This is a genomic window from Myxococcus dinghuensis, assembly GCF_024198235.1.
Lineage (GTDB): Bacteria > Myxococcota > Myxococcia > Myxococcales > Myxococcaceae > Myxococcus > Myxococcus dinghuensis.
In genome coordinates, this window is record NZ_JAKCFB010000021.1 from 79,235 (window position 1) to 106,199 (window position 26,965).

The window sequence follows — 26,965 nt, forward strand, 5'->3', positions numbered from 1 at the left end:
CGTGGCAGCGGAGCTTCTGAGTCCCGCCGAGGCACAGGGGGCGGCGCAGACGGCGACCCGTCTCAAGGATGGCTTGAACGCGGTGCTGCTCGACCAGACCACGGTCGTCGAGCAGGTCGTCGTCGCGGTGCTCGCGCGCGGGCACGTGCTGTTGGAGGGCCTGCCGGGCCTGGGCAAGACGGAGCTGTGCAAGTCGCTGGCGCGGCTGTTGTCCCTGCCCTTCCGCCGCATCCAGTTCACGCCCGACCTCCTGCCCGGCGACATCACCGGCACCTACGTGCTGGAGGGCGAGGCCCGGCGCGACTTCGTCTTCCGGGAGGGCCCGCTCTTCGCGAGCCTGGTGCTGGCGGACGAAATCAACCGCTCCAGTCCCAAGACGCAGGCCGCGCTGCTGGAGGCCATGCAGGAGCGCAGCGTGACGGTGCTGGGCCAGACGCGCCCGTTGCCGGACCCGTTCTTCGTGCTGGCGACCCAGAACCCCATCGAGCTGGAGGGCACCTATCCCCTGCCCGAGGCGCAGCTCGACCGCTTCCTGTTCCGCGTCCAGGTGCCTCCGGTGGGCGCGAAGACGCTGCGCACGCTGCTCACCACGCGCGTGCGCGGCGCGCCGCCGGAGCTGTCCCCGGTGCTGGACGCGGCGGGACTCGCGCGGCTGTTCTCCGCCGCCGACCGGGTCCACCTGCCCGGGCCGGTGGCGGACTTCATCGGGAGGCTGGTGGAGGCGAGCGACCCGCGTCAGCCCTCCGCGCCGGACGCCGTGCGCCGCTTCGTCCGCTATGGCGCGAGCCCCCGCGCCGCGCTCGCGCTCGCCGCGGCGGGTCGGGCCCGCGCGCTGCTCAACGCGCGCCCCAACGTGGGCTTCGACGACGTGGTGGCCGCCGCGCCCGCGGTGCTCAACCACCGCCTCGTCCTGGCGTACGAGGCCTCGCTGGAGAAGGTGTCCTCGACGGACGTCGTCGCCGCGCTGCTGGCGGCCGTGCCCGAGGTGCCTCGTGCGTAGCGCGCTCCTCGTCGCGTTGGGAGTCCTCTTCCTGGGGGCGGCGCCCGCGCTCGCGACCTCGCCCGCGCCTCCGCGCATGGTGGTGACCCACAAGGCCGCTTCGGTGGCGACGGTGTCCGGAGAGAAGGCCCCCAACGGCTACCGCGTCTCCAGCGCCTCCACGGAGACGGCGACCGAGGGCTCCCTGCGCGCCACCTTCACCATGTCGGCGCTGCGTCCGCCGTGGGGCTTCACCTCGTTCCAGGTGGTGGTGAACAACACCGGCGCGAGGCCGCTGCCGGTCCGGGTGCGCTTCCAGTCCACGTACTCGCAGCCCGAGCGAGGCAGTACTCGCGACGTGGAGGTGGGGCCCCATCAGCGGGTGGTCGTGTGGCTCCCGGTTCCGGAGGTGTTGAGCTCGGGAGAGCTCTCCGTCGAGTCACCGGGCCTGCCGGCCATCCGTCGCTACGTGTACTCCGACGACCACCGCGGTGGCGCGCTGCTGGTGCTGGGCGGGACGGAGGACTTCGAGCGGGCCACCGGGCTGACGAAGGCCGGGGAGGAGGACGAGCCACACTTCGCCGCGCGCTTCGTCGACGTGAAGGACGCGCCGCGGGAGCTGGCCTCCTATCTGGGCTTCAACGCGGTGGCCGTCACGGTGGCGCCCGAGTCGATTCCGGCGGACCTCTGGGCCGTGCTGGAGGCCCATGTGCTGACGGGAGGACGGGTGCTGTTCACCCAGCCCCTCGCGCGCACGCGCGAGCATCTCCCGCTGTTGTCGGGGGAGCTGGGGCCCTCCCCGGCGCTCTACGGCTTCGGCGAGCTCTGGGCGTGCAAGGCCCCGGTCGAGTTCTGTCTGCCCAAGCTCCAGGAGATGCTGGACCGCGAGGAGCCCTCCCGGGGCGTGGTGAGCCCCCTGAGCGTGGGGCGTGACACGATGCCGGGGGCCTGGATTCCCGCGGGCCAGGATTCCCTGCTGTCCAGCGCGAGGGCCCCGGTGGGGCGCCTGCTGTTGTTCATCCTCACCTTCGTGGCCGTGGTGGGGCCGGGCGCGTGGATGCTGGCGCGGCGGCGGGGGCCCACGGCCGTCCTCGTGGTCATCCCGTCCGTGTCGCTCGTCACCTGTCTCCTGCTCATCTCCTGGTCGGTGCTGGTGGATGGCTTCGCCACGCACACGGCGCGCTACAGCATGACGTGGCTGGATGACGCGCGGTCCCGGGCGGTGACGGTGGGCGTGGGGGCCTGGTACGCGAACCTCTCGCACGACTCGGTGCGGTTGACCGGCACCTCGGTCCTGGTGGGCCCGCCCTCCTCCACCGAGGAGACCGCGGAGCTCGATTGGACGAACGGGCAGCACCTGGGCATGGGCTTCCTGCCGGCGCGCACCTATCGCGAGTGGGGCGAGGTGGCCGTGCGGCCGACGCGGGCCCGGTTGGTGGTGCTCGGCGACGACCGCGTCCAGAACGCCCTGGGCGCGCCCGTGGAGGAGGGCTATGTGCGGTGGCGCGGCGCCCTGCGCAAGCTGCCCCCGATGAAGGATGGAGAGGAGGGCCGGTTGGGCGCGTCGGAGCCGCCGGGGGATGCCGAGCCCGCGGCGGCCCTGGTGGCGCAGTCCCTGGAGCCGGACGTCTCCTCCCGGCTGACGCACGACAAGCAGTCCTTCCGGGCGGAGCTCCCCGAGGGCGGGTTCATCGCGCGGTTGAGCGGTCCCGGTCCCATGCCGACCGCGGACCTCGAGACGACGCTGGAGAAGGGGGTTCATCTGGTGCGGGGAACCGTGAGGGAGGAGCGGCGATGAGCCTGCTGGAGGTGAAGGGGCTGCGGCGCGACTACGGCGCGCTGCGCGCCGTGGACGACGTGTCGTTCGAGCTGGAGGCGGGCAGCATCCTGGGCTTCATCGGGCCCAACGGCGCGGGCAAGAGCACCACCCTGCGCATCCTCGCCACGCTGGACGTGCCCACCACGGGCACCGTGCTGCTGGACGGCCATTCGCTGGTGGACGCCCCAGACCGGGCGAGGCCGCTCATCGGCTACATGCCGGACCGCTACGGCACCTATGACGACGTCACCGTCGCGGAGTTCCTCGACTTCTTCGCGCGGGCCTATGGGCTGAAGGGCGCGCTGCGGCGTCAGCGCGTGGCGTCGGTCATGGAGTTCACCGGGCTGGGGCCGCTGGCGGACCGGCTCGCCACGTCGCTCTCCAAGGGCATGCGGCAGCGGGTGGCGCTGGGCCGCACGTTGCTGCACGACCCCAAGCTGCTGCTGCTGGACGAGCCGGCGGACGGGTTGGATCCGCGCGCCCGCATCGAGCTGCGCGAGCTGCTGCGCGCGCTGGCGGACCAGGGCAAGGCGGTCATCATCTCCAGCCACATCCTCACGGAGCTGGCGGAGATCTGCGACACGTGCGCCATCATCGAGCAGGGGCGCCTGCTGGCGACGGGCCGGGTGGACGACATCCTCCGCCAGGGCGCGGGGATCGCGGAGCTGGAGCTGACGGTGCGGCTGGCGGTGGGCGCGGAGGGCGAGGCGGCGTGGGCGCGCGCGGAGCGGCTCCTGCTGGAGCAGCCCAAGGTGGCGCGCGTCACGCGGGACGGCAACAGCTTGCGCGTGCGCGTGGAGCTCGCGTCGGGCGCGGGGACGGAGGCGATGGACGCGGCGGCGGCGGCGCTGCTGGCGACGCTGGTCTCCGCGGGCCTGCCGGTGTGCGCCTTCGGCACGCGGGAGCGCAACCTGGAGGATGCGTTCATGACGGTGACGCAGGGGAGGCTGGCGTGAGCGCCCCCATGCAGACCGCCGAGGTGGCCCCGGCGCCCGTGGCGGTGACGTCGTCGCGGTGGGAGCAGTGGTCGGACCGCGTCAATCCCCTGGTCATCAAGGAGATCCGCCAGGGCCTGCGCACGCGCGTGTTCTGGGTGTGCTTCGGCCTGATGTTGATGGCGTGCACGCTGCTGGCGCTGCTGGCGTACGTGCAGAGCCAGGACGCGCGCGACTTCTCCCGGGCGGGTCGGGACTTCTTCCTCGCCTTCTTCTGCTGCTTGTCCGTGGTGCACTTCTTCGTCATCCCCTACACCGCGTACCGCTCCCTGGCGCGCGAGCGCGAGGAGGAGACGTGGGTGTTGCTGGTGCTCACGGGGCTGGGCGCCCGGCGCATCCTCCGGGGCAAGGTGTCGTCCTTCCTCGTCCAGGCCGCCCTGTACGCGTCGGCGGTGGGGCCCTTCCTCCTCTTCAGCTACTACCTCAACGGCATCTCCCTGCCGTCCGTCCTCGTCGTGTTGGGACTGGGCGGGGCCTGGCTCGTCTTCCTGACGCTGGTGTCGGTCTGCGCCGCGACGCTGGCGGATGGGCGGATGGGGCGTGCCCTCGTCCACTTCATGCTGCTGGCGGTGCTGGTGGTCGCGCTGGGGCAGGGCGTGGGCATCTCCTTCATGTTCGGCCACTCGGGCGACCGGGTCCTGCGCGACGATGACTTCGGCTTGGGCCTGGCGACGGCGCTGATGGTCATGCTCACCCACGGATGGTTGTTGTTCGAGACCGCCGTCGCGCGGCTGTCGCTCCCCACGGAGAACTATTCGCGGGGCCCGCGTCTCGCGTGGGGGGCGCAGTGGCTGTTGGGGCTCGTCGGAGGGGGCGCCGTCTGGTGGTTCGCGGGTCGGAGCCATGCGGTCGCCGAGGCCTTCGGCGTCGCGGGGGCGCTGCAACTGGGCGTCGTGGGCCTCTTCGTGGCGACGGACGTCGACGGACAGGCCCGCCCGCTGCGCGCGGCGACACGCCCCTGGAGCCTGCTCCGTCCCGGGGCGGTCCGGGGCTTCCGGCTGACGGTGCTGCTGCTGGTGCTCTGGGGCGCGGCCTGGGTGGTGCTGCAGTCCCAGTCGGGGATGGTGACGTACAACGCGGAGTCCATGCGCATGGCGATGGCGGCGCTGCCCCTGTACGGCCTCCTCTATCTCTCCGGGGCATTGCTCATGGGGCGACTGCCGCGCTCCAACAGGGCCGCGTCCCCCGTGGCGGTGCGGGTGTTGTTCGCGCTGGCGGTGGTCCTGGGCTCGGCGCTGCCCCCCTTGCTCGCCCTGCTGGTGGGAGTGGACGCGGACGACCCGCTCATCAATCTCCTGAATCCGCTCGTGGGGACGGTGAACTTCGGCACGCAGACCTCTGGGGGGCCGAAGATGACCTGGGGGCTGCTCCAGTTCCTGATGGGCGTGACCTTCCTCGCGGTGTTCGCCGCGGACCGGGTCCTCGTCGAGCGGGAGAGGCAGGCCCACCAGCCGTGAGCCGTCGTCTGGACGAGGCCGCCGTGGCGCGGTTGGCGCCGGGGTTGTCGCTGGCGCTCCCCCGGGTGCCGCACCGGGGTCGCGTGGGTGAGGTGCGCGCGGCGTCCACGGGCAGCTCGATGGAGCTGCACGACTTCCGCGCGTACCAGCCTGGAGACGACCTGCGGCAGCTCGACTGGAACGCGGTGGCGCGCACCGACGAGCTCATCCTCCGTGTGCGGCAGGACGAGGTGTCCCCTCGCGTGGAGGTGGTGGTGGACGCCTCTCGCTCCATGGCGTTGTCGGAGCGCAAGGGCGCGTGCGCGCGGGAGGTCGCGCTGCTCGTCTGCGAGGTCGCCGCGCGCCAGGGGCTGAGCCCCACGCTGCGGGTGGCGGGCGTGCGCGGCGAGCAGGTCCAGGGCCCGTCGTGCCGCGCGGCGCTGCGCGCGCTGGAGTTCGAGGCGCGGGACGACCTCGTCGCCGCGCTGGGGCGGATGGCGCCGCCGCGTCCGTGTGGCCTGCGGGTGGTGGTGAGTGACTTCCTCTTCGAGGCGGACCTCGCCGCGTTGTGCGCCCGGCTGTCGCGGGGCGCGGCGGGGCTCTTCCTGGCGCAGGTGCTGGACGCGGAGGACCTGTCGCCCTCGGGAGGAGAGGGCGCCCGGCTGGTGGACTCCGAGAGCGGCGCGGCGCTGGAGGAGCTGCTGACACAGGACGTGCTCGCCGCGTACGCGCGGCGGTTCACCGAGCACCAGCGGTCCTTGAGGGGCGCGGCGCTGCGGGCCCGGGGGACGTTGCTGACGGCGTCCGCGGAGCACCCGCTGGAGGCGTTGGTGGCGGGAGCGCTGCGGCCCCTCTTCGTCGCGGGAGGTGGCGCGTGAGCTTCGGCTTCCCGTGGGGCTTGTTGGCCCTGGGCGCGCTGGTGCCGCTGGTGGCGGCGTACTTCCTGCGGCGCCGTCAGAAGCCCGTGGTGGTGAGCGCGCTGTTCCTGTGGCGCACGCCACGTCCGCGCGCCGAGGCGGGGCCCCGGTGGGAGCGCTTCACGCGCGAGTCGTCGCTGTTGCTGGAGGCCCTCGCGGTGGTGGCGGCGGCGCTGTTCCTGGCGGACGTGCGCCTGGCCGAGCCCGCGCGGCGCCATCACCTGGTGCTCGTGGTGGACGGCAGCCTGTCCATGTCCGCGCGAGGCCCCGACGGTACGACGGTGCTGGAGCGGGCGCGGCGGGAGGCGGCGAAGCGGGTGGAGGAGGCAGGGGCCACGCACGTCACCGTGCTCGCGACGGGGCTTTCGCCGCGCCTCCTGGCGGGCCCGGAGGCGGAGCCCTCGAAGGCGCTGGCCTCGCTGGAGGACTTCCAGGCGCGCGGGGCGGACCACGACCCCATGCCCACGCTCCTGTGGGCGCAGGAGCTGGCCGGGAGCGGCAGGCCGATGGCCTTCTTCACGGACGTCGCGCCTCGCGAGGGGCTGGTGTTGCCGCCATCCCTGCGGTGGACGGCGTTGGGCGTGGCGCGCGACAACGTGGGGCTCGTCTCCGCGCGACGCAGGGACGAAGGGCGGGAGACGACGGTGACGCTCTGGGTGGCGCGCTTCGGCGGCGGTCCCGCGTCGGTCGACCTCCAGGTCCGTGCGTTGCCCGGCGTGGGCGCGAAGGAAGGCGCGACGCGGGTGGAGCACGTCGCCCTGCCGGAGGAGGGCACCGCGACGGTCCGCCTCACCTTCCAGGGCGCCGGGGACGTGGAGGTGTCGCTGCCCGACGACGACCTGCCCGAGGACGGACACGTGACGTTGCCCGCGGCCGGGACGCGTCCCCTGGAGGTGCGCCTGGCGCAGGGCCTGGGGGCCCCCGAGCGCGACGCGCTGGAGCGCTTCCTCCAGTCCACGCCGGAGGTGGCGCCAGGTGCCGCGGGTGAGGAGCGGGAGGTGCTCCTGTTCGGTCCGCAGGGGACGGATGCCCGCGTGACGGTGGGGACGACGGGCACGCCCCGCAGCTTCGTGGGGCCGTTCTTCGCGGAGAAGGGGCACCCGCTCCTCGACGACGTGCAGTTGTCGGGCGTGCGGTGGACGGCGGGGACGAACCCGCCGGGTCGACCGCTCGTCACGGCGGGGGAGGCGGTGCTCGTGTCGGAGGAGGAGGACGGTCGGGTGCACGTGAACGTGGACCTGTCGCGCTCGAACGTGCAGCGCGTGTCCGCGTGGCCGGTGCTGCTGGCGAACGTGGTGCGCCAGGCGCGTCGCACACACGAGGGCTTCACGCGTCGGCAGTTGTTGTTGGGTGAGCCCCTGGAGGTGGTGACGGAGCCCGGGGCGCGCTACACGTTGGTGGAGCCCTCCGGGCGCAGGCCCGTGTTCGGCGCGGGGACGGTGGGCCTGCCGCCGCCGGCGGGCCCCGGGCGCTTCGTGTTGGAGCGGGAGGGAGACGCGGTGGACACGGCCGTGGTGCTGCCCCTGGACGCGCGCGAGTCGGACCTGCGCGGTCGCGGGAGCGTGGACGTCGCGGCGCGCGAGGTGGACTCGGAGGACGCGCGCCCGCATGACTCGGACCGGGCGTGGTGGCCGCTGGTGCTGTTGCTGTCCGCGCTGCTGGCGGACTTCTACGTCACGAGGAGGGGGGGATGACCTTCTCGCTCCCCCAGGTCTGGGTGTTGCTGCTGCCGCTGGGCCTCTTCCTCTGGAAGTACGGACGGCGGCCGGGGCCGCCCATGTGGATGCGGGCGGCGCTGCTGGTGCTCGTCGTCGGCGCGCTCTCCGGGCCACGGCTGAAGCTGGCGGACGCGGGCAGCGACGTGGTGGTGGTGGTGGACCGCTCCGCGTCGATGCCGACGGACGTGGACCGCACGGCGCAGGAGCTCGTCGCCCTGGTGGAGTCGCAGCGGGGCCCGGAGGACCGGGTGGGCGTCGTCACCTTCGGCCGCGAGGCGCGCGTGGAGCGCCCGCCGTCCGCGACGGGGGGCTTCGGCGGCTTCACGCGCCCGGTGGACGTGGAGGCGTCCGATTTGTCCTCGGCGCTCGACGCCGCGAACGCGCTCATCCCGCGCGAGCGCCTGGGGCGCGTGCTCGTGTTGTCCGACGGGAAGGCCACGGGCTCGGACGCGCGCGGCGCGGCCCGACGGCTGGCCGCGCGAGGCATCGCCGTGGACTGGCGGCAACTGGCCCGGCCGGAGCCCGCGCTGGACGTGGCGGTGGTCTCCGTGGACGTGCCCGCCGCGGTGAGCGTGCGCGAGCCCTTCCAGTTCTCCGCCACGGTGCGCGCGTCGAAGGCCGTCACGGGCACCGTGCGCCTGGAGCGCAATGGCCGTGTGCTGGTGAAGGGGCCGTTCGACTTCCAGCCCGGGACGAACGTGCTGCCGCTGCGCGACCTCGTCGAGGAGCAGGGCCTCGCGAGCTACCGGCTCACGGTCGAGGCGCCGGGGGATGGCGTCCGGGAGAACGACCAGGGGCTCGCGGTGCTGCGCGTCGAGGGGCCTCGGCGCGTGCTGCTGTTGACGCACCAGCCGCAGGGCACGCTCGCCAAGGTGCTCGGGGACACGGGGATGCAGGTGGTGGTCCGCGCGCCCTTCCGCGTCTCCCTGGACGACCTGGAGGGCGTGGGCGCCGTGGTGCTGGAGAACGTGGACGCGAACCTCCTGGGCGAGCCGGGCCTCGACGCGCTCGCGTCCTACGTGGAGCAGGCGGGAGGCGGGTTGGTGATGACGGGCGGGCGCGAGAGCTTCGGCGAGGGCGGCTATCGGCGCTCGCCCCTGGAGCCGGTGCTGCCGGTGTCCCTGGAGATGCGCGAGGAGCAGCGCCGCGCGGCGGTGGCCATCAGCGTGCTGATGGACTGCTCGTGCTCGATGGGCGCCACGGTGCCGGACGGGCGGACGAAGATGGAGCTGGCCGCCGAAGGCGTGGTGTCCGCGCTCACGCTCCTCAACCCCAGGGACGAGGCCTCCGTCCACATGGTGGACACGGCGCCGCACGAAATCTTCCCACTCAGCCCCGTCGAGGACGGCCTGCCCCTGGGCAAGGTGGCGCGGGGCTTCAGCGGAGGCGGCGGCATCTACGTGGGCGAGGCGCTGCGCACCGGCAAGGAGCAGATCCTCCGCAGCCAGAAGGCCACCCGGCACGTGCTCCTCTTCTCCGACGCGGCGGACTCCGAGGAGCCGGACGACTACCTGCGCACGCTCGCGGCGCTGGCCGACGCGTCGGTGACGGTGTCCGTCATCGGGCTGGGGTCGCCGAAGGACTCGGACGCGGACCTGCTGCGCGAGGTGGCGCGGCGCGGGAAGGGCCGCATCTACTTCGCGGAGGATGCGACGAGCCTGCCGCGCATCTTCAGCCAGGAAGCCCTCACCGTGGCGCGCGCCACCTTCGTGGACGAGCCCGCGTCGCTGGAGGCGGCGCCGGACCTGTCGCTGCTCGGGCGGCTGCCGACGGAGGGGCTGCCGCAGGTGGGCGGCTACAACCTGACGTACCTCAAGCCGCGCGCGAGCGTGGGCCTGCGCACGCTCGACGGGAACACGGCCCCGGTGCTCGCGCTGTGGCCGCATGGCGCCGGGCGCGCCGTGGCCTTCACCGCCGAGGTGGACGGGCCCTACACCGGCGAGCTGCGCGAGTGGCGGGCGCTGCGCTCGACGCTGGAGGCGATGGTGCGCTGGGCCGCGGCGGGGGCCTCGCCGCTGGGGGACGCGGTGGTGCGCTCGGAGCGCCGGGGCCACCTGCTGCGCGTGACGCTGGACCTGCCGCCGGGCGAGCCGCTGCCGGGGACGCTGCCGACGCTGGTGCTGCTGCCTGGCGACGGCGGGCCCGCGCGCGCGGAGCTGCCCATGCGCTGGGAGGACGAGGACCGGCTGGTCGCCGAGGTGCCACTGGAGGGCAGCGGCACCTGGCACCCGGTGGTGCGCGTGGGCCCGCGCGCGCTGAGGGCGCCGCCCGTCGCGCTGCCCTACGCGCCGGAGTTCGAGCCCGGAGGACCGAAGGAGGGCGAGCAGTTGCTGCGCGCGCTCGCGGGGGTGAGCGGGGGCGTGGAGCGACTGTCGATGACGGGCCTGTTCGACGACGCGCCGCAGTCCGAGGGCTCCCGGCAACTGGCTCCCTGGCTGGTGGCCCTGGCCCTGGCCCTCTTCCTCGCCGAGGTCGCGGTGCGCCGCTTCCTCTCCGGCCCCCGGCTGCGCAAGCCCGCGACGGCGAGCACGCCCGGGATGGCGTCCCCCGCCCTGGCGCCGGCGCCGCCCCGGGTTCGCGAGGGCGCTGGCGCCACCCCGGGTTCGGACACCGAGGCGCCCACCGCCACCACCCCCGGGGCCACGTCGCCTGCTGCGTCGGAGGAGACGCGTCCGGCGCAGGGAGGCGTGGACTCCGCGCTGGACGCGGCCCGGGCCCGTTCCCGCAAGCGGATGGATCGCTGAGACGGTTCGCACGGGAGGGGTACGCACCCCACTCACCTGTGCGTAACGGGCCGCCCCCAACTTGGAGGAGTCATCGAAGATGAGGGGGGCGGCCCGCTCCCCATGTGTCCACAGGGTAAAGAAAGAGATATCCGAAAACCTTGAAAGGCACAATAGGGTCGAAAGAATTCTCTTTTATCAAAATTCGCGGCAGGGTGATTCAGACCCCACCCAGGTCGTGACGAGGGCGGAGGCGGCGAGGCGTTCGCGGTATGAGGGCGCCGATGACGGACGGATGGAGAGGCCGCGTCCTGCGGTGGGGGCTGGGTGCGAGCCTCCTCGGGTTCGCGTTCCAGGCGGTGCGGCTGGCGCTGCACAAGGCCTTCAGCATCGACGAGTTCCAGTACGCCCACGCCGCGTGGCTCGTGGCCCGGGGGCAGGTGCCGTACCGGGACTTCTTCGAGGTCCACTTCCCGTTCGTCTACCAGGTGCTCGCGCCGCTGTTCTGGGGGGTCGGGGACGCGCCGGTCGCGGTGCTCGCGTTGCGCGCGGCGATGCTCGTCCCCCTGGCGGGGGCGTGTGGCGCGGTGGCCCTGCTCAACCGGCGCGAGGGGCGCCCCGCCGCGTGGTTGGCGCCGCTGCTGTTGCTCGCCCTGACGCCCTTCACGCGCTTCGCCACGGAGATTCGTCCGGACGCGCTGGCCGCCGCGTTGTTCCTGGGCGCGCTGGCGGCCCTGTCGATGCGGCCGTCCACGAGGGCGCGTGGCTTCGCCGGGGGGCTGCTCCTCGTCGGTGCCGTCTGGGCCTCGCAGAAGGTGCTGTTCTTCGGTGGGCTCGTGGGGGTCGTGCTCGCGGTGGACATCGCGCTGCGGCGGGGGCGGGTGCCCGCGCTCGTGGGCCATCCCCTGGGCTTCCTGTCGGGCCTGGGCCTGGGGCTCGCGAGCGTGGCGGCCTATCTCACCGCGACGGCGTCATGGGGCGCGTGGTGGCAGTGGTGCTTCGTCTGGGCCGCGGAGCACCAGCAGCGCTACCCGGGCTTCCCGGCATCCGAGTACCTGGGCCCGGTGGCGGAGGAGCAGTCCTGGCTCCTCCTGCTCGCCGCGCTGGGCTTCGCCGTGTCGTTGCGCGCGTGGTGGCGTTCGGGGCCCTCGCGGTGGGCGGACGCGGACCTCCCGCTGTTGCTCGCGGTGCCGGCGACGTTCGGCTCGTTCGCGCTGCAGCGCGCGCCGTTCCCGTACAGCCTGCTGCCCTTCCTGGGTGTGCTCGCGCCCTTCATGGCGCGGGGCGCCCTGTGGCTCGTGGCCGCGCCTCGCGTGTCCTGGGCTCGCGCGGCCTGCGCCACGGCGTTGGTGGTGCTCGTGGGGATGCAGGCGTGGCGCCTGGAGCAGCTGCTGGCGGGTGATGGCAACGCGCGCCAGCGCGAGGTGTTCGCGCGCATCGCGACGCTCACCGGACCGGAGGACGTGGTCTACGACAACTCGGGCGGCTACGTGAGCCGCCCGCACGCGCACTTCTACTTCTACACGGACGCCTACCTGCGCGGCGCCATCCCCGACGTGCTCTCCCGCGAGGTGCCCGAGGCGCTCGTTTCGAGTGGCTGCGTGCTGCGCGTGGACGACCTGCGGACCTCCGGGTTGCCACCCGCGCTGCGGCGGTTCCTGGACAGGCACTACCAGCCGCTCGACGGCGACCTCCACCTGTGGGGGCAGCGATACGACGTCCCCGGGACGGGCGTGCTCGAGGACCGCTTCCTCGCGGTGCGAGAGGCCCGCTACTTCGTCGAGCCCGCCGACGCCCTCGACCAGGGCGCGCTGTTCATCGACGGCGCGCGAGTGACACGGGCCGAGGTGCGCCTGGCCCGCGGCGAGCATGGGGTGCGCTACGAGGGGCGGGCGGCCCGCTTCCACCTGCTCTGGCTGCCCCGCGATGGGCAGCGGTGGACGCCGCGCCCCCAGGCACGGCCCTCGTTCTCCCGGCTGTTCTGAGCGGCGGGGCGCGCGACGCCTACGGTGTGCAGACGCCCTGTCCGCCGGTCTCGTCGTAGAGGCGCACGCGGCGCACGAGGTTGCCGTTGTCCGTCTCCGGCGACGTCTGCTGTCCCTCGCCGGCGCCGAACGAGAAGCCCACCGCGTGCGCGGCGGCGACCTCGTCCGCGTGCGCGAAGAAGTAGTCCACGCGGTTGTCGCGCCAGCGCTGGTTCGTGTTCGGAAGGCTCATGTTGCCCACGGGGAGCTGCCACCAGAAGTTCGGCTTCTGCATCCGCTCGGAGAGGGCGCGGGCCCAGGTGAAGGCCTGACGGAAGTTGGGCAGGGAGGTGTTGTTGGCGTCCCACCACGTGGCCTCGCCGATGCTGTCGTAGTAGCCCGCGTCGCGGTCGGAGGCCTCCACCACCACGAAGTCGGTGTCGGCGGCGCCCAGGGCCAACAGGAAGTCGGCGACCTTGCGGGCCTCGCCCTCGACGTCGAAGGACGTGTTCTCGTTGAGGTACACGTCCTGCTTCGTGGCCCAGGGGCTGGCGTGCAGGCCCACCTTCGCGTTGGGCGCGTACTTGCGCGCCATGGCCACCATGCAGCGCGCCATGCCCGCCGCGTTGTTCTCGAACGCGCCACAGTCGGTGCTGTTGGCGGTGGCCACCTGCGCGGGCACCGAGCGCGGGTCTCCATTGGAGAAGAACTGGAGGTAGCCCCAGAGGTCCGGCTCGATGTGCAGCAACGCGCGCGTGGTGCCCACCTGCTTCAGCGTGAAGCGCCAGTCCGCGAGGTAGCGGCGCATGAAGCCCAGGTTGTTGAGCGCGCCCACCTGCTGCTGCCCTTCGCCGACGCCGCTGCCCAGCAGGTGCTGGTAGTAGGTGATGAACGGGAGCTGTCCACGCCCCGTGGCGCGCGACGAGAAGCCGCGCACGTAGTCACCCGGTGCCTGCGACACGTCCTGCCAGCACCCCCACCACGCGCAGCCACCCTGCGCGCAGGTGGTGCCGCTGCTGGTGCAGTTGCTGCGACACGAGTTGCACGCGTCGTTCGAATCGAACAGGCCACCGGCGATGTACAGGTAGTGCACGTCGAAGGGCGCGCTCGCCGCCGTGCTGTCCTCCATCTGCGCGCCCACCAGCAGGTGGTTCCGCTGGAGCGACGTCAGGAAGGGCCCGTTCAGGCAGCCCGACGGCCCTGGTCCAGGCCCTCCATCCGGCGAGCCTCCATCCGGAACGCCGCCACCATCGGGGCCTCCCGTGGGCGGCTTCTCGCCGCCGCCGCCGCAGCTCGCGAGCACGACCAGGGCCAGGGAGAGAGTCGCAACGCACTGCGGCCACGGGGAGGAGGAGGGATGGCGCATGGGGACGAAGAGGGTACTCCTTCCAGCTCACGCACGTGCTCGCGCTCGGCCCGCGGGGGGCCTCATCCAGGTATGCGATAAATGTATGTTAGTCTTTCATGTCAAGAATTGCTTGAGTCATTCCTGCCGCCCTGACTAGACGATGCGGCTCCCCCCAAGCCGCGCCCGCTGGGTGGTTCGGTCCGCTCCTCGGTCGCGGCGAATCCCCCTCGAGGACGTTGCATGAAGACGCGACTGTGGTGGCTGGCCGTGCCCCTGCTGCTGGCGGTGGGTTGTGGTCCGGTGGAGGAGTCGGATGGTGTGGTCATCGACGAGCTGACCGGTGAGGTGCTCCAGGCGGCCACGACGAAGTACGACATGCACCGGCTGTTGGAGGACTCGCACCTGCTGGGGCACCAGTGGGTGACGGCGGCGAAGGTGCAGGCGTTCCTGGAGCAGCAGGGCTCGTATCTGGCGACGTACAAGGACCCGGCCTTCGCCAACAAGTCCGCGGCGACGCTCATCGTCGAGCGCTCCACGGCGTATGGCATCAGCCCGGTGTACATGCTGGCGCGCATCCAGGTGGAGTCGAGCCTGGTGCAGAGCGGCACCTCCACCAACCTGGCCAAGGCCACCGGCTGTGGTTGTCCGGACGGCAGCGGGTGCGACGCGCAATACACCGGCTTCGGCAAGCAGGTCGAATGCTCGGCGAAGAAGCTGCGAGGCTACTTCACGGACCTGGACGCGGGGCGCGCCACGGTGTCCGGGTGGAAGGTGGGCACGGCGAAGGCGACGCTGGACCCGTGCACGGCGACGCCGACGAACAAGGCCACGGCGGCGCTCTACACCTACACCCCCTGGGTGGGCGCGTACGCGACGCAGTGTGGCCGCGCCACGGTGGGCGGCTCGTCGCTGGTGGCGGTCGTCTACCACCGCTACGCGGACAGCGGCTTCGACTGGGGCAGCGCGTCGGCGGGCTGCGTGTCGGAGACGGCGGGCACGACGGTGCCCGACCTGGGCTGCGTGCAGAGCTCGTCGGACGCGATGTGGCGGCAGTGTGTCTCCGGCGTGTTCACCGCGGGCAGCACCACGAAGCCCGGCAACTGCACCCAGTCCTGGCCGTGGTGTTCGTCCGTGACGCTGGGGCGCTCGGTGCCCGCGCGCACCTGCGTGCAGTCCGCCTCCAACCAGTCCTGGCAGCAGTGCGGCGTGGAGGGCGGCTGGGTGAGCGCGCCCGCGGCACCTCAGGGCGGCGCGGGCCCGGTGGGCGCGTGCTTCGAGATGTACGCGCTGTAGTCCCCACCCGGGGATGACCGCGGGCGGCCTCAGTACTCGTTGCTCCAGATGAGGTCGAGGCCGCCCGAGCGCGCGTCGCCATACTGGCCTTCCAGGCTCCAGCGCGGGCTGAACTGGTACTCGAAGCGGACCGCGTTGGAGTTCTCCCCCTGCTGGATGTTGGCGCCCACGCGGCCGGTGTAGCCGACGTAGATCTTGTCCGTCACGTAGGTGCCCACCTCCAGCTTGGTGCCGGCGAAGCCCGCGCCGCCCGCCTCGATGGAGAGCACGTCCAGCGGCAGCTTCGCGGCCAGGGCCTTGCGGGCCTCGTTGGCGACGAGCGAGCCCACCACGGAGGCCGCCTGGGCGCTGGCCGTCATGGACGCGCCGGAGCCGCGCTCGAGGGTGCGGCGGCCGGTGGCCAGCAGCGTGTAGATTTCGGACTCCGGCAGTGGCGGCTCGCTCGTGGGCTTGAGGGTGATGTCGCGCCCCTGGCCACGGATGGTGACGAACACCGTGACGTTGGCGCTCTCGTTGCGGTGCTCGGCGGTGACGTTGATGTACGGGACGGCGGCGGGGCCGGTGAAGCTCACCATGCTGTCGCGCTGCACGTCGAAGCGGCGGCCCAGCACGTCCACCCGGCCGCGCAGCACGCGGACCTGCCCGAACAAGCGCGCCGTGTCCGTGTACTCGACGCGGAAGTCCTCGGACAGCCCCAGCTCCACGTTGAGGTCGGAGCCCTTCACCCACAGGTTGCGGGGCGCGTTCACGTTGATCCAATAGCTGCGCGGACGCGCGTTCCCCTCGCCCTCGTCCGTGTCCTCCTCGCCGCTGCCGCCGGTGGCGACGACCGCGGGGGGAGGCGTGGCCTCCGCGGAGGGGGGCTGCGCTTGCGGCGTGGGCTCTCCCGGTGACGGGAGCTGCTGTTGCCGGCGCCTGCGCCGCTCGATGGGCACGCCCTTGCGCACGAGCACGATGTCGTCGGGCCGCTCCAACGCCTGGAGGTCCTTGCGCTTGACCTCCGGCAGCTCGATGGTGGCCTCGGGGATGGAGACGTTGCGCAGGTTGACGAGCTGGTTGGTGAGGGTGCCCTCCACCTTGGCGCGCATGCTGAGCAGCGCCATCAACTGGTCGTCGTAGATGATGGGGAAGTTGCGGGCGACCAGCGGGTAGGGCCTCGCCTTGTCGGAGGTCAGCTCGAACTCGCCCGCGCCGTTGCGCGTCGCCGTCAGGGGCGCCTCCAGCGTCAGCGTTCCGGCGCCGGCCTTCGCCGACAGCGTCTTCACCGCGAGCTTCTCGCGGCTGGCCTCGAGGTCCAGTTGGATTTCGCGGTACTCGCCCAGCCCCATCAATCCCAGCCGTCCGTCCCGCCACGTCAGCCGGCCCTGGAAGCCGGGCGCTCCGAGCGTGCCGTCCAGCTTCGCGTCCGCGCGAATCATCCCGCCGATGCTGCGCAGCATCTCCACCGAGCCGGAGAGGAAGGTGGGGTCGAAGTCGCGCGCCTCCAGCTTCACCTCCACGGGGGCCTTCGCGGTCTCCAGGCCTCGCTGGATGGCCGGCAGCGACACGTCCATCCGCAGGCCGCCGTCCACCAGCAGCGTGCCGCCCGACGGGGAGGTGAGCAGGAGGTCGAACGCGGATCGCGCCTCCGCGTAGCCGTAGTGCAGCCGCGCCTGTCCCAGCGCGAGGTCGCCCATGCCCAGCTTCTGCACGCCCGCGGTGAGCTCCACCCGGGGCGTGTCCAGCGTCCCGCGCGCGCCCATCTCCACGGAGAGCACGCCCTGGATGCCGCGCGCCGCCTTGCCCCGGGGCGTGCCCACGCCCTGCACGCGCGCCTTCGCCACGCCGGGCAGGTGCTGCAGGTCCACCGGCCCCAGGCGCCCCTTGAGCTGGAAGGGGATGTGGCCGTAGACCTCGCGGTCCTGCAGCGCGCCCAGGGGCGCGTCCAGCGTGGCGTCCAACTGCGCCAGCGGCCCGTCGTCTCGCTGCGAGGCGAGCGTCACCTTCACGTTCTTGTCGGTGCCCACGACGCCCAGTTGGGTGTCCACCGGCGGCAGGCCGTAGGCGGTGAGCGCCTGGCCCGTCACGTTCAGGCGGGCCTGGGGCACCAGCGCGGAGCCGGTGAAGTTCAACTGCGCGGACACCGTGCCGCCCGCCTGCTCCAGCCCACCCACGCCCTCGAACGAGGCCAGGGGCAGGTCCGCCACGCGCGCCTCCAGGTCCAGCACGGTCGTCAGGAGCGTCTCCAGCGTGGGGGGATTCGCCAACAGGCCGGAGGGCGTGAAGGGCGTGCGCAGCGACACATACGTCTGCGAGCCCAGGCCCTGGATGTCCAGCCGCGCGTCCAGCGTGTCGTCCTCGCGGTCCGACGCCGCGCGCAGCTCCAGGTCCAGCGGGTCCTTCAGCGAGAAGCCCGGCGGCGGCGCCGTATAGGTGAGCTGCCGGCCGCGCATCACGAAGGACACCTTCGGCTCGCGCGCGGGGCCGGAGACCTCCAGCTGCGCGGACACGCTGCCGCCCACCGGGTCCTCGCGGCCGACGAGCTTCACCGTCCCGGCCACGTCCACGTCCTCCAGCTTCACGTTCAGGGACATGGGGTCGCGGCGCCGGCGCAGGAGCCCCTGCACCGGCACGTCGAAGTCCGCGCCGAGCCGCGCCACCGGCAGGCTGGCCTCCAGCCGGCCCGAGGCGCGGTCCTTCACGTAGCGCGCGTCGACCAGGACCTGGAGCTGCTCGTAGCCCTTCGCCCGGCCATCCCGCCACTGGAGCCGCGCTTGCGCGTCGGGCCTCGGCAGCCGGCCCGTCGCCGCGGCGAAGCCCGTCACCGTGCCGCCCAGCCCCAACGACTCCGGCACGGCCACGCGCGGCAGGAGCCCCAGGTCCACGCCGTCCAGCTCCACGCGCGCGGTGAGCTGCTCGCCCGCCAGGGCCCCCACCACGGAGAGCGACTGGGACCCCGCGGAGAGCACCAGCGCGGGCTCCACCGCCACGCGGCCCCCGCCGAAGCCCACGTGCGTGGGGCGCTGGAGCTTCCACGTCGCCTCCGGCCACGACAGCGTCAGCGTCCGCACGGCCAGGCCCTGGCCGTCCTCGTCCACCACGCCGCCCAGCATGAGGCCCAGCGGCGCGTCATGCATCGCGCGCACGGTGGCCTCCAGGTTCCGGTCGTCCGTGGCGATGGTGGCGGACAGGTCGCGGAAGTCGCGCCCGCCCGCGTGCAGCGAGCCCACCAGCAGCGTGGCGTCCGTGGTGAAGGGCCGCGTCACGTCCGGCACCTTCGCGTCGAGGGTGAGGTTGCGCACCGCGATGTCGCCGTAGACCAGCGAGGTGAACATGCCCTCCGCGCTGACGGCCGGCGCCCGCGGCGGCCCCTCCGCCCGCAGCTCCAGCGTGCCGCTGCCCGCCAGCGGCGGCACCGCGCCGGGGAGCAGCTTCGTCAGCGCGTTGGACAGCAGCGCCAGGTTGCCCGCCGAGAGGCTCGCGTCCACGCGCAGCGCGTCCAGGTTGCCCACGCCCCTGGCCTGGAGCGACGCGCCCGGCACCAGCACCAGCAACCGCTCCAGCGTGTACTGGCCGTCCTTCGCGCGCGCGTGCAGCTCCACGGGCCCCAGCGGCTGGCCCAGCAAGCGCGACGGGGACACGGTGAGGTCCACCTCGCCGTCCAGCGTCTCCAGCCGCGTGCCACCTCCGCGCGCCTTCAGGTCCGCGGACAGGTTCGTCTTCGGGCCCTCGTCCAGCAGCGCGGAGAGGTCCACGTCGCGCGCCTTCACCGTCACGCCGCGCGTGCGCAGGTGCTCCAGGTCGAGGTCCCCGTCCACGTCCAGCCTCGCGTCGGCGGCGCGCGCCTGGGCGGTGACACGCGCCACGTCGCCGGCCAGGCCCGCCTTGCCCTCGAGCGACACGGGGACGCGCAGCGGGTACTCCGGCGCGAAGCCGCGCACCAGCTCCGGCGGGACCGACAGCCGCCGCAGGTCCAGCTCCGCCGTCAGCGCGGCGGTGGGCGGCTGGCCCGGAGGCGGCTCGGGCGGCAGCTTCACCGCGCCGCTCGCGTCGAGCACCAGCCCCGCGGCCTCCAGGTCCAGCGTGGCGCGCAGGTCGCCCTCCTCGCCGCCGCCCTCCACGCGCAGCCGCACCGGCCCCTTCGTGGGCAGCTCGAGCGCGGCGGTGGCCTCCAGCTTCGCGCCCACGCCCTGGGTCGCCGCCGCGAAGTGGCCGGAGGCGCGCGCCTCGAGCGCCGACAGCCGCGCCCTGCGCTCACCGCCGTCCTCCAGCTCCTGCCGGAAGTCGACGTAGCCCTGTGTCAGCACCACGTCGCGCGCCTCCACGCGCAGCTTGCCGCGAGGGGAGGGCGGCTCCTCGGGCTTGGGCACCCGGGGCGCGAGGGCCCGCGACAGGTTGAGGCCCCGCTCGTCCTGGGCGAGGTACAGCCGGGGCGCGTCCACGCGCACCTCGGTCAGGTCCACCCGCTGGCTCAAGAGGCCGCCCAGCCGCACGCGCGCCTCCACGCGGGCAATCTCCGCCACCAGCTCGCCCTCCGGGTCGTACAGCTTCACCCCCGTGAGGACGGCGCCCGGCGGCGTCAGGTCCAGCGCGCCCACCTCCAGCCGGCCGGAGAACTGCTCGTTCGCCAGCTCGAGCCCCTTGCTCACGAGGAACGCCTCCCCGGGCGAGGAGGTCAACCAGGTGAGCGCGCCCAGCACGACGAGCACGACCAGGGCCACGAGCCCGAGCGCCCCCCACCGCAGCCGTCGCCCCCAGCGTCGCGCGCTCAAAACGCCTCTCCAATGGACAGGTGCAGCGCGCACTGTCCGTCTGGCGCTCCCGCGAACGTGTCCGAGCGGGAGGTGGGGCCATCCTGCTTCCACTTGCTGCCGATGCCGAAGCAGCCACCGGCAGTGGGATAGATGTACCCCGGCGTGGCGACGGGCAATCCCCGGCCGATGTTCAACCGGCGCGCGAGGTCCAGCCGCACCGGGCCCACCACCGTGAGGTAGCGCAGCCCCAGGCCCACCGCGTGGTAGTGGTCGGGACCGAACAGCGTGGGCGCTCCCCGGTGCTCGAAGCCCTCCACGCCCACCAGGCCCGAGTCCCAGAAGGCCGCTACCATGATGCTGCTGGACAGCTGGTAGCGCAGCTCCACCGACGACTCGAAGAGGCTGTTGCCGCCCACCGGCACCGTGTCCCACTCCGAGGTCTGCGTCGTCTCCGGCACGCCGTCCCCGTCCAGGTCCTCCGTCCTGGGCAGCGCGACCATGGGCGACAGGCGCTGGCCGTTGAAGCCGCGCATGGACGTGGCGCCGCCGGAGAAGAAGCGCGTGACGATGGAGCTCTGCGTGTCGTTCGCGGGGTTGAGCGTGCCCAGGCGCAGCTTGGCGGCCAGCACCACCTGCCGGTCCTGTCCGAACGAGCGGTAGAAGCGCAGGTCCGGCAACACGCGCACGTAGGTGAAGTCACCCTGGAGGATGCCGCCGCCCTTCTGGACGGACAGGCTCAGGTAGAAGCCGTCCCGGGGCTCGATGGGGTCGTCGCGCCGGTCCCACGCGAAGGCCACCTCGAGGAAGCTCAGCGCCACGTTGCACTGCGTCTGGTCCGCGGGGCAGCCGAGCACCACCGGCGGCACGCGCGAGTCCGCGCTCACGCGCCCCGACAGCCGGTAGATCTGGAGGTTGTAGGACGGGAAGACGGAGAAGCTGCGGTGCGGCTGCCAGATGACGCCCGTCTGGAGCCGGCCCCCGTAGTAGTCGTACGCCTGCTCCAGGCCCTTCTCCAGGGTGATGGACGACTGCTGCCGCAGGTCCCGCAGCAGGAAGCGGGGCTGCTCGTATTCGCCCGTCACCTCGAAGACGGGGCCGTGCTTCGTGGAGGACAGGATGTTGGGGATGTACGCGTAGCCCACGCGCCCCCGCACCGTCACGCGGCGCAGGCCGCCCAGGAAGTTGCGGTGGGTCCACTCCCCCAGCAGGCGTCCCTCCTGCCGGGCCGCGTCCACGCCGACACCGCCGCCCAGCCGCACGGACCGGAAGGGCGCCTCGCGCACGTCCACCACCACCGGCACGGACGCGGACTCGCGGTCCGGCGCGCCCCGGTTCACCTTCACCGCGCCGAACACGCCCATCCGGAACACGCGCGCCTGGGCGTCCGCCAGCGCCGTCTCGCTGTACCAGTCTCCCTTCTTCAGCGAGCCCTGCACCTGCTCGATGATGCGGCGCGGTGGCACCTGGGGGTTGGCGTCCGTGGCGACGAACGTGTTGCCGAAGCGGTAGCGCAGCCCCGGCTTCGCGTCGAGCCGCACGTTCGCCAGCCGCGTCTCCACGTCCACCTGCACCTCGCCCGTCACCTCCGCCTCCGCGTAGCCCAGGTCCTTGAGCCGGTCCTGGATGAGCCCCTTCACCTCTTCCCAGGGGCCCTCGCGGAACACGTCGCCCTTCTCGAGGGGCAGCTTGGCCTCCACCCGCTCGCGGTGCTCCGGCGTCAGGGCCTCCAGGCCGGTGACGGTGATGTCCCCGATGCGCGTGGGCTCGCCCTCGCTCACCTGGACGGACAGCGCCACCTCGTTGCCGTCCTCCTGCTTCACGTCGCTGTTCACGACCTCGGCCTGGTAGAAGCCCTGGGCCTGGTAGTAGCGCTCGATGCGGCGCAGGTCCGCCTGCCACGCGTTGGGGTCGAAGTAGTGGGGCCCTCCGAAGGGCCAGAACGCCCACCACGGCGTCTCCGAGGTGAGGATGCGGTCCTTGATGGCCCCTTTCTTCACCTGCTTCGTGCCCTCGATGTCCAGGCTGACGACCTTGGGACCCGGGGGCGGAGTGGACGTGGTGGCACACGCCGTGAGCCACAGGGGCACGGCGAGCGTGGCGAGGCGGAGGATTCGGAGAAGGTCGACGGCCACGGGGTGTTCATACCCGGAAGGCAAGCGTCTGACGCGTCTCCAGGTGGACGTTCGTCCGCCATTGTCGCATTCCAACGTCCCGGCGCCGGCGCGTGTGTCCGCTGGTCCTTGCCCTCCGGGGAGAGTCGCGTGCAAGCCGGGCCGAGGTGCGCCAGATTGGGCCCCATGGTCCAGTCCCGGCGAATGCGGCTCCTGGTTTTCGGTGTGCTCTCGGCGCTCGGCTCCGCCTGCGGCGTGGACGAGGACGAGGTCGTGCGGCTCAAGGAAGGCGAGAGCCTGGCGGACGCCCCGTACTGCAGCTCCGTGGGCTGCACCGGTGCCTACGAGTTCTGCGCGGAGTTGTTCTTCGATTTCGGTCGCTCCCCGCCGCTGTGCATCACCGACGACATCTGCGAGCGGCTGGAGTGCGCGAACTCCAACCGCCGCTGCGCCATCTTCGACGGCTTCCCCGGCCAGGTGAAGTGCATCGACTGATGAAGTGGAGGGGCTCCGGACCGGGGTGACGCCCCGCGGGGCCCCCGGGGCCGGGAGGTCCGCTCCCGGCCGGGGCCTTCGCCGTGTCGGGCGCCCGCTCAGCGCCGCGCGGACGCGGTGAGCCAGGCCAGCCGCTCCGCGGCCTCGCGCGTCCGCGGCTCCGTCAGCAGCGACGACGTGTCCTGGGCGATGCGATAGGCCCAGTTCGAGTCGCTCATGGAGCCCGGCAGGTTGATGCGGTCGCGCGTGCCGAGGATGTCCTGCCAGGGCAGCACGCACAGCTCGCTCGACGCGTTGAGCGCCGCGGCGAGCAGCGCGCGGAGCAGGTCCGGCGTCACCTCGCGCGTCACCGTCACCCCGTGCAGCTCCGGCCACGCGCGGGCGGCGGCGGCGCGCTCGTCGTCGCGCGCGCCCTCCCACCACTCCACCATCGTGTCCGTGTCGTGGGTGCCCGTCGTGACCAGGGAGATGGCGGGGAAGTGGTGCGGGTCGCGGTAGACGTGGTCGTCGCGCTCCCAGCGCATGACGCGGTAGCCGGGCAGCTTCAGGTCCGCGAGGATGTGGCGCACGAAGGGCGGGATGACGCCCAGGTCCTCGGCGACGATGCCGGCGCCCTCGGACAGCAGCTCGAAGTGCCTGCGGCCCTGCCGCTGGTGGCTCTGCTCGTCCGGGGGGATGAAGCGCCCGGTGGGCGTCTGCTCGTCGCGGATCCACTGGCGGAAGTAGCCCACCGCGTGGTCCACGCGCCGCAGGTCGTAGTAGCTGGCCGCCTTCTTCGCGCGCGCCTTGAGCCACGCGTAGTCGTCCTTCTGCATGGCGGCGAAGTCGAAGTAGGGCAGGCCCCAGTCCTGGCCGGTGGCGGAGAAGTCGTCCGGCGGCACGCCCAGCCGCGCGTCGCGGCGCAGGATGGTGGGGTAGGCCCAGCAGTCCGCGCTGTCCTGGCCGATGATGAAGGGCTCGTCTCCGCACAGCAGCACCTGGTGCTCGGCGGCGCGGGCGCGCGCGGCGTCCCACTGCTGCTCCGCCACCCACTGCAGCCACGCGTGGTAGCGCACGCGGCGCTCCAGCTCGGACGCCTTGGCGGCGAGCGCCTCCGGCTCGCGCGTGCGCAGGGGCTCCGGCCACTCCCACCAGGCGCGGCGCTGCTCCTGCTCGCTGATGGCGGTGAACAGGGCGTAGTTCTCCAGCCACTCGCCCTGGGCGGCGCGCCACTGGCGGAAGGCGCGGGCGCGCTCGGACTGGCTGGCCCAGTGGTGCTCCTCGAAGTGGTCGAACGCGCGGGCGAAGGCCGCGTCCTTCAGGGGGAACACCAGGTCGTAGCGCACGCGCGGCGCGGCGCGGGCCTCGGCCAGTTGCTGGCGCTGCGCGTCGGACAGCGCGCCCTCGCCGCCGGAGGCGATGAACTCCGGCAACTGGTGCAGGTCGATGAAGAGCGGGTTGAGACCGAAGGCCGAGCGCGTCGCGTACGGGCTCGAGTCCCCGGGCGCGGTGGGCAGCAGCGGCAGCAGCATCAGCATCCGCTGGCGGGCGGCCTTCATCCAGGCGAACAGCCCGTCGAGCGCGCCGAAGTCGCCGATGCCGAAGTCCGTCCGGGAGCGGAGCGAGAACAGGGGGAGCAGGAGACCGGAGAGCCGGCCGTGGTTGGACATGGTGCGGCGCAATCTGCCCCAGCCCTGCCCCGGAGTGAACTGCCGCGATGCCGCGATGTGCCGTGGTGCTTTCCGCTGGCGGACGATGTCCCCGGCCTGGGCGCCGCCGACTGTTGGCCGGTACAATCCGACCGTGAGTCCGCTGCCCGTCTCCTTCTACGCCCGCCCCGCCCTGGAGGTAGCCCGTGACCTCCTGGGGACCCACCTCGTGGTCGTCCAGGACGGCCTGCGCCGGGTGGGGCGCATCGTCGAGACGGAGGCCTACATCGGCGAGCACGACCTGGCCTGCCACGCGTCCAAGGGCCTCACCCCGCGCACGGAGGTCATGTTCGGCCCGGCGGGGCGCGCGTACGTCTACCTCATCTACGGGATGCACCGGTGCTTCAACGTCGTCACGGACGCGCCCGGGGTGGGGGCCGCGGTGCTGGTGCGCGCGGTGGAGCCGGTGGAGGGGCTGGAGGTGGACGCGCGCACGGATGGCCCCGGCCGGCTGTGCAAGGCGCTGGGGCTGACGCTCGGCCACAACCGCGAGGACCTCCAGTCGCCCGGGCTGCACCTGCTGCCCGGCATCCCCGTGTCGTCGTCCCGGGTGGAGCGCGGGCCGCGCATCGGCGTGGACTACGCGGGGGCGTGGGCCGCCGAACCCTTCCGACTGTGGGTTCGGGACAGTCAACACGTCAGCAAGCGGCCTGCGCCGAGGGCTCGCAACCGGCCTTGACGAAGGCGCTTCCGGCTGGTTGGGTGCGCCCCGCCATGTCCGACGAGGTCGCCACGGAAGATGATCGCCAGCTCCTCGCCCGGGCCCAGGTCGGGGACATGTCCGCCTTCGAGGCCCTGGTGGAGGCGCACCAGGACAAGGTCTACGGCCTGGCCCTGCGGATGACGCGCTCGGAGGCGGACGCCGCCGAAATCACCCAGGACACCTTCCTGTCCGCCTACCAACATCTCAAGGATTTCCGCGGGGATGCGGCCTTCGGGTCCTGGGTCCACCGCATCGCGGCCAACCACGCGCTCATGCGCCTGCGCCACCGCCGGGTGGCCCAGGCCGCGGAGGCGGAGCTGCAGGGGCCGGAATTCACGCCCCGTGGTACACTCGCCGACTATCCCGTCACCGACTGGAGCCGGGACGCCGAGGAGAAGGCGCTGGACGCGGAGCTGGGGCAGGCCATCCGCCAGGCGGCCGACCGGCTCCCCGAGGGCTATCGTGAGGTCTTCCTCTTGAAAGACGTGGACGGGCTCAGTTACGAACAGATTGCAGAGGTGACGGGGGACTCCATTCCCGCCATCAAGAGCCGTCTGCACAGGGCCCGACTCGCGCTTCGGGAAGCCATCGACACCTTCTACAACCGCGACAATCGCGGCCCGTGAAACGCGAACGGGGGGCTCCGCATCTTCCGATGGGAGCACGAGAAGGCGCGCCGCAGCCAGCCGAGGTTCGGATGTACACCTGTAAAGACTCGATCAACCTCCTGCTGGAATACCTCGAAGGGGAGATGGCACCCGAGGAGGCGAAGCACCTCCAGGAGCACCTGACCGGGTGCAGCCCCTGCGAGGAGTTCCTGGCCACCTACCGCGCGACGCCGGGCCTGTGTAAGCGCGCGCTGGCGGCGCGGATGCCCAAGGAGGTCTCGTCGAAGCTGACGGAGTTCCTGCGCGCCAAGATCAAGTCCGCCTCGTGAACCTGAAGCAACTGTCGCTCCCGGAGCTGGAGGAGGCGCTCGCGCCCCTCTCCCCCTCGCCCACCGCCGTGCGCAAGGTGTTCGCGGCCGTCTTCGCCCACGGGCGGGGTACGGTGGACGCGGTGGCCAATTCACCCCAGGTGCCTCGCCGCGTCGCGGACCACCTGCGGGCCCACGCGGAGATGCCGAGCCTCCAGGTGGTGGAGCGCCGGCGCGCGGACGACGGGTTCGTGAAGTACCTCTTCGACTCGCCCCTGGGCGGGCGCATCGAGGCCGTCCGCATCCCCATCTTCGACGAGAAGTACGTCATCTGCGTCTCCAGCCAGGTGGGCTGTGCGCTGGCGTGCGACTTCTGCATGACGGGGAAGTTGGGCTTCAAACGGAACCTCCAGACCTGGGAGATATTGGACCAGGTGCTGCAGGTGCGGGCGGAGGCGGACCGGCCGGTGCGGGGCGTGGTGTTCATGGGGATGGGGGAGCCGCTGCTCAACTACAAGGAGACGCTGCGCGCGGCGGGCATCCTGTCGAACCCGGCGGGGTTCTCCATCGCCGGGACGGCCATCACCTTCTCCACCGCGGGGCACGTGCCGGCGATCCGCCGCTACACGCGCGAGGGGCACCCGTACCGGCTGGCGTTCTCGGTGACGAGCGCCATCGCCGCCAAGCGCGCGCAGGTGCTGCCCATCGAGAAGACGCATCCGTTGCCGGAGCTCATCGAGGCCATCCGCGAGTACAGCCAGGTGCGGCGCGAGCGGGCGATGATCGCGTATGTCGCCATCCAAGGCTTCAACCTGGAGCGCGAGGACGCGGAGGCGCTGAAGGCGGCGTTCGAGGGCATCCCCATCAAGGTGGACCTCATCGACGTGACGGACCCGACAGGCAAGTACCTGCCGCCCACGCCGGAGGAGCTGAGCGCGTTCCGGGACCACCTGCAGATCCTCAAGGCGCCGGTGGCGCGGAGGTACTCCGGTGGCAAGGAGATTGGCGCGGCGTGCGGCACGCTGGCGGCCACGCAGTACGGCGGCACGGTGATGCCGGTTCCGGGTCCGTCGGTGTCCGCGCCCACCTCGTGACTCCGCGGCCCGGGTGGGCCGTGTCGAGGACGG

The 26,965-nt window shown here is 72.6% G+C and carries 18 protein-coding genes; 14 read left to right on the forward strand and 4 right to left on the reverse strand.

Annotated features, from left to right (window positions below):
- The first annotated feature begins 1 nt into the window (after position 1).
- The 8 genes from LZ198_RS25645 (at position 2) to LZ198_RS25680 (ending at position 12,572) form a co-directional block, all read left to right on the forward strand.
- Complete coding sequence (locus LZ198_RS25645; RefSeq protein ID WP_253974678.1) at positions 2 to 1,000, forward strand: AAA family ATPase; 999 nt, start codon at positions 2 to 4, stop codon at positions 998 to 1,000.
- A complete protein-coding gene (locus tag LZ198_RS25650; RefSeq protein WP_253974679.1) occupies positions 993 to 2,777 on the forward strand; it encodes a hypothetical protein in 1,785 nt (594 codons plus the stop codon). Before LZ198_RS25645 ends, LZ198_RS25650 begins: the two co-directional genes overlap by 8 nt.
- Positions 2,774 to 3,754 carry an ABC transporter ATP-binding protein gene (locus LZ198_RS25655; RefSeq protein ID WP_253974680.1) on the forward strand — a complete coding sequence of 327 codons (981 nt, stop codon included), beginning with the start codon at positions 2,774 to 2,776 and terminating at the stop codon, positions 3,752 to 3,754. Before LZ198_RS25650 ends, LZ198_RS25655 begins: the two co-directional genes overlap by 4 nt.
- Positions 3,751 to 5,250: an ABC transporter permease gene (locus tag LZ198_RS25660; RefSeq protein WP_253974681.1), complete on the forward strand. Its 1,500-nt coding sequence runs from the start codon at positions 3,751 to 3,753 to the stop codon at positions 5,248 to 5,250. The genes LZ198_RS25655 and LZ198_RS25660 overlap by 4 nt, the downstream gene beginning before the upstream one ends.
- Entirely contained in the window at positions 5,247 to 6,107 is an 861-nt protein-coding gene (locus tag LZ198_RS25665; protein WP_253974682.1) for a DUF58 domain-containing protein, read from the forward strand. The genes LZ198_RS25660 and LZ198_RS25665 overlap by 4 nt, the downstream gene beginning before the upstream one ends.
- On the forward strand, positions 6,104 to 7,840 hold the full coding sequence (locus LZ198_RS25670) for a BatA domain-containing protein (protein ID WP_253974683.1): 1,737 nt from the start codon (positions 6,104 to 6,106) through the stop codon (positions 7,838 to 7,840). Before LZ198_RS25665 ends, LZ198_RS25670 begins: the two co-directional genes overlap by 4 nt.
- Positions 7,837 to 10,608, forward strand: a complete 2,772-nt coding sequence (locus LZ198_RS25675) for a VWA domain-containing protein (RefSeq protein WP_253974684.1) — start codon at positions 7,837 to 7,839, stop codon at positions 10,606 to 10,608. The genes LZ198_RS25670 and LZ198_RS25675 overlap by 4 nt, the downstream gene beginning before the upstream one ends.
- A 263-nt stretch (positions 10,609 to 10,871) precedes the next feature.
- Positions 10,872 to 12,572, forward strand: coding sequence for a hypothetical protein (locus LZ198_RS25680; RefSeq protein ID WP_253974685.1), 1,701 nt, complete (start codon positions 10,872 to 10,874; stop codon positions 12,570 to 12,572).
- Between the two features lie 19 nt (positions 12,573 to 12,591).
- Here the strand turns inward: LZ198_RS25680 and LZ198_RS25685 are convergent, their stop codons facing one another.
- Positions 12,592 to 13,917: a hypothetical protein gene (locus LZ198_RS25685; RefSeq protein ID WP_253974686.1), complete on the reverse strand. Its 1,326-nt coding sequence runs from the start codon at positions 13,915 to 13,917 to the stop codon at positions 12,592 to 12,594.
- Between the two features lie 222 nt (positions 13,918 to 14,139).
- Here LZ198_RS25685 and LZ198_RS25690 point away from each other — a divergent pair, with 222 nt between their 5' ends.
- Positions 14,140 to 15,192: a hypothetical protein gene (locus LZ198_RS25690; protein ID WP_253974687.1), complete on the forward strand. Its 1,053-nt coding sequence runs from the start codon at positions 14,140 to 14,142 to the stop codon at positions 15,190 to 15,192.
- A 29-nt stretch (positions 15,193 to 15,221) separates the two neighbouring features.
- On the opposite strand, the gene LZ198_RS25695 is transcribed toward LZ198_RS25690, so the two are convergent.
- Together LZ198_RS25695 and LZ198_RS25700 are read right to left on the reverse strand one after the other, a co-directional pair.
- The gene (locus LZ198_RS25695) at positions 15,222 to 19,943 is read right to left on the reverse strand and encodes a translocation/assembly module TamB domain-containing protein (RefSeq protein ID WP_253974688.1); all 4,722 of its coding nucleotides are present in this window, start codon (positions 19,941 to 19,943) and stop codon (positions 15,222 to 15,224) included.
- Positions 19,940 to 22,057 (reverse strand): BamA/TamA family outer membrane protein, encoded by a 2,118-nt coding sequence (locus LZ198_RS25700; RefSeq protein ID WP_253974689.1) that lies wholly within the window; start codon positions 22,055 to 22,057, stop codon positions 19,940 to 19,942. The genes LZ198_RS25695 and LZ198_RS25700 overlap by 4 nt, the downstream gene beginning before the upstream one ends.
- 183 nt (positions 22,058 to 22,240) lie before the next feature.
- On the opposite strand from LZ198_RS25700, the gene LZ198_RS25705 reads away from it, so the two are divergent.
- On the forward strand, positions 22,241 to 22,531 hold the full coding sequence (locus LZ198_RS25705; protein WP_253974690.1) for a hypothetical protein: 291 nt from the start codon (positions 22,241 to 22,243) through the stop codon (positions 22,529 to 22,531).
- 98 nt (positions 22,532 to 22,629) lie between these two features.
- On the opposite strand, the gene LZ198_RS25710 is transcribed toward LZ198_RS25705, so the two are convergent.
- The gene (locus LZ198_RS25710) at positions 22,630 to 24,180 is read right to left on the reverse strand and encodes a 4-alpha-glucanotransferase (RefSeq protein ID WP_253974691.1); all 1,551 of its coding nucleotides are present in this window, start codon (positions 24,178 to 24,180) and stop codon (positions 22,630 to 22,632) included.
- Positions 24,181 to 24,265: 85 nt separating this feature from the next.
- Here LZ198_RS25710 and LZ198_RS25715 point away from each other — a divergent pair, with 85 nt between their 5' ends.
- The 4 genes from LZ198_RS25715 (at position 24,266) to LZ198_RS25730 (ending at position 26,932) form a co-directional block, all read left to right on the forward strand.
- Positions 24,266 to 24,898: a DNA-3-methyladenine glycosylase gene (locus LZ198_RS25715; protein ID WP_256559905.1), complete on the forward strand. Its 633-nt coding sequence runs from the start codon at positions 24,266 to 24,268 to the stop codon at positions 24,896 to 24,898.
- Between the two features lie 35 nt (positions 24,899 to 24,933).
- Positions 24,934 to 25,548, forward strand: coding sequence for an RNA polymerase sigma factor (locus tag LZ198_RS25720; protein WP_253974693.1), 615 nt, complete (start codon positions 24,934 to 24,936; stop codon positions 25,546 to 25,548).
- Positions 25,549 to 25,619: 71 nt separating this feature from the next.
- The gene (locus LZ198_RS25725) at positions 25,620 to 25,859 is read left to right on the forward strand and encodes an anti-sigma factor family protein (RefSeq protein WP_253974694.1); all 240 of its coding nucleotides are present in this window, start codon (positions 25,620 to 25,622) and stop codon (positions 25,857 to 25,859) included.
- A complete protein-coding gene (locus LZ198_RS25730) occupies positions 25,856 to 26,932 on the forward strand; it encodes a radical SAM protein (RefSeq protein ID WP_253974695.1) in 1,077 nt (358 codons plus the stop codon). Before LZ198_RS25725 ends, LZ198_RS25730 begins: the two co-directional genes overlap by 4 nt.
- The last annotated feature ends 33 nt before the right edge of the window (positions 26,933 to 26,965 follow it).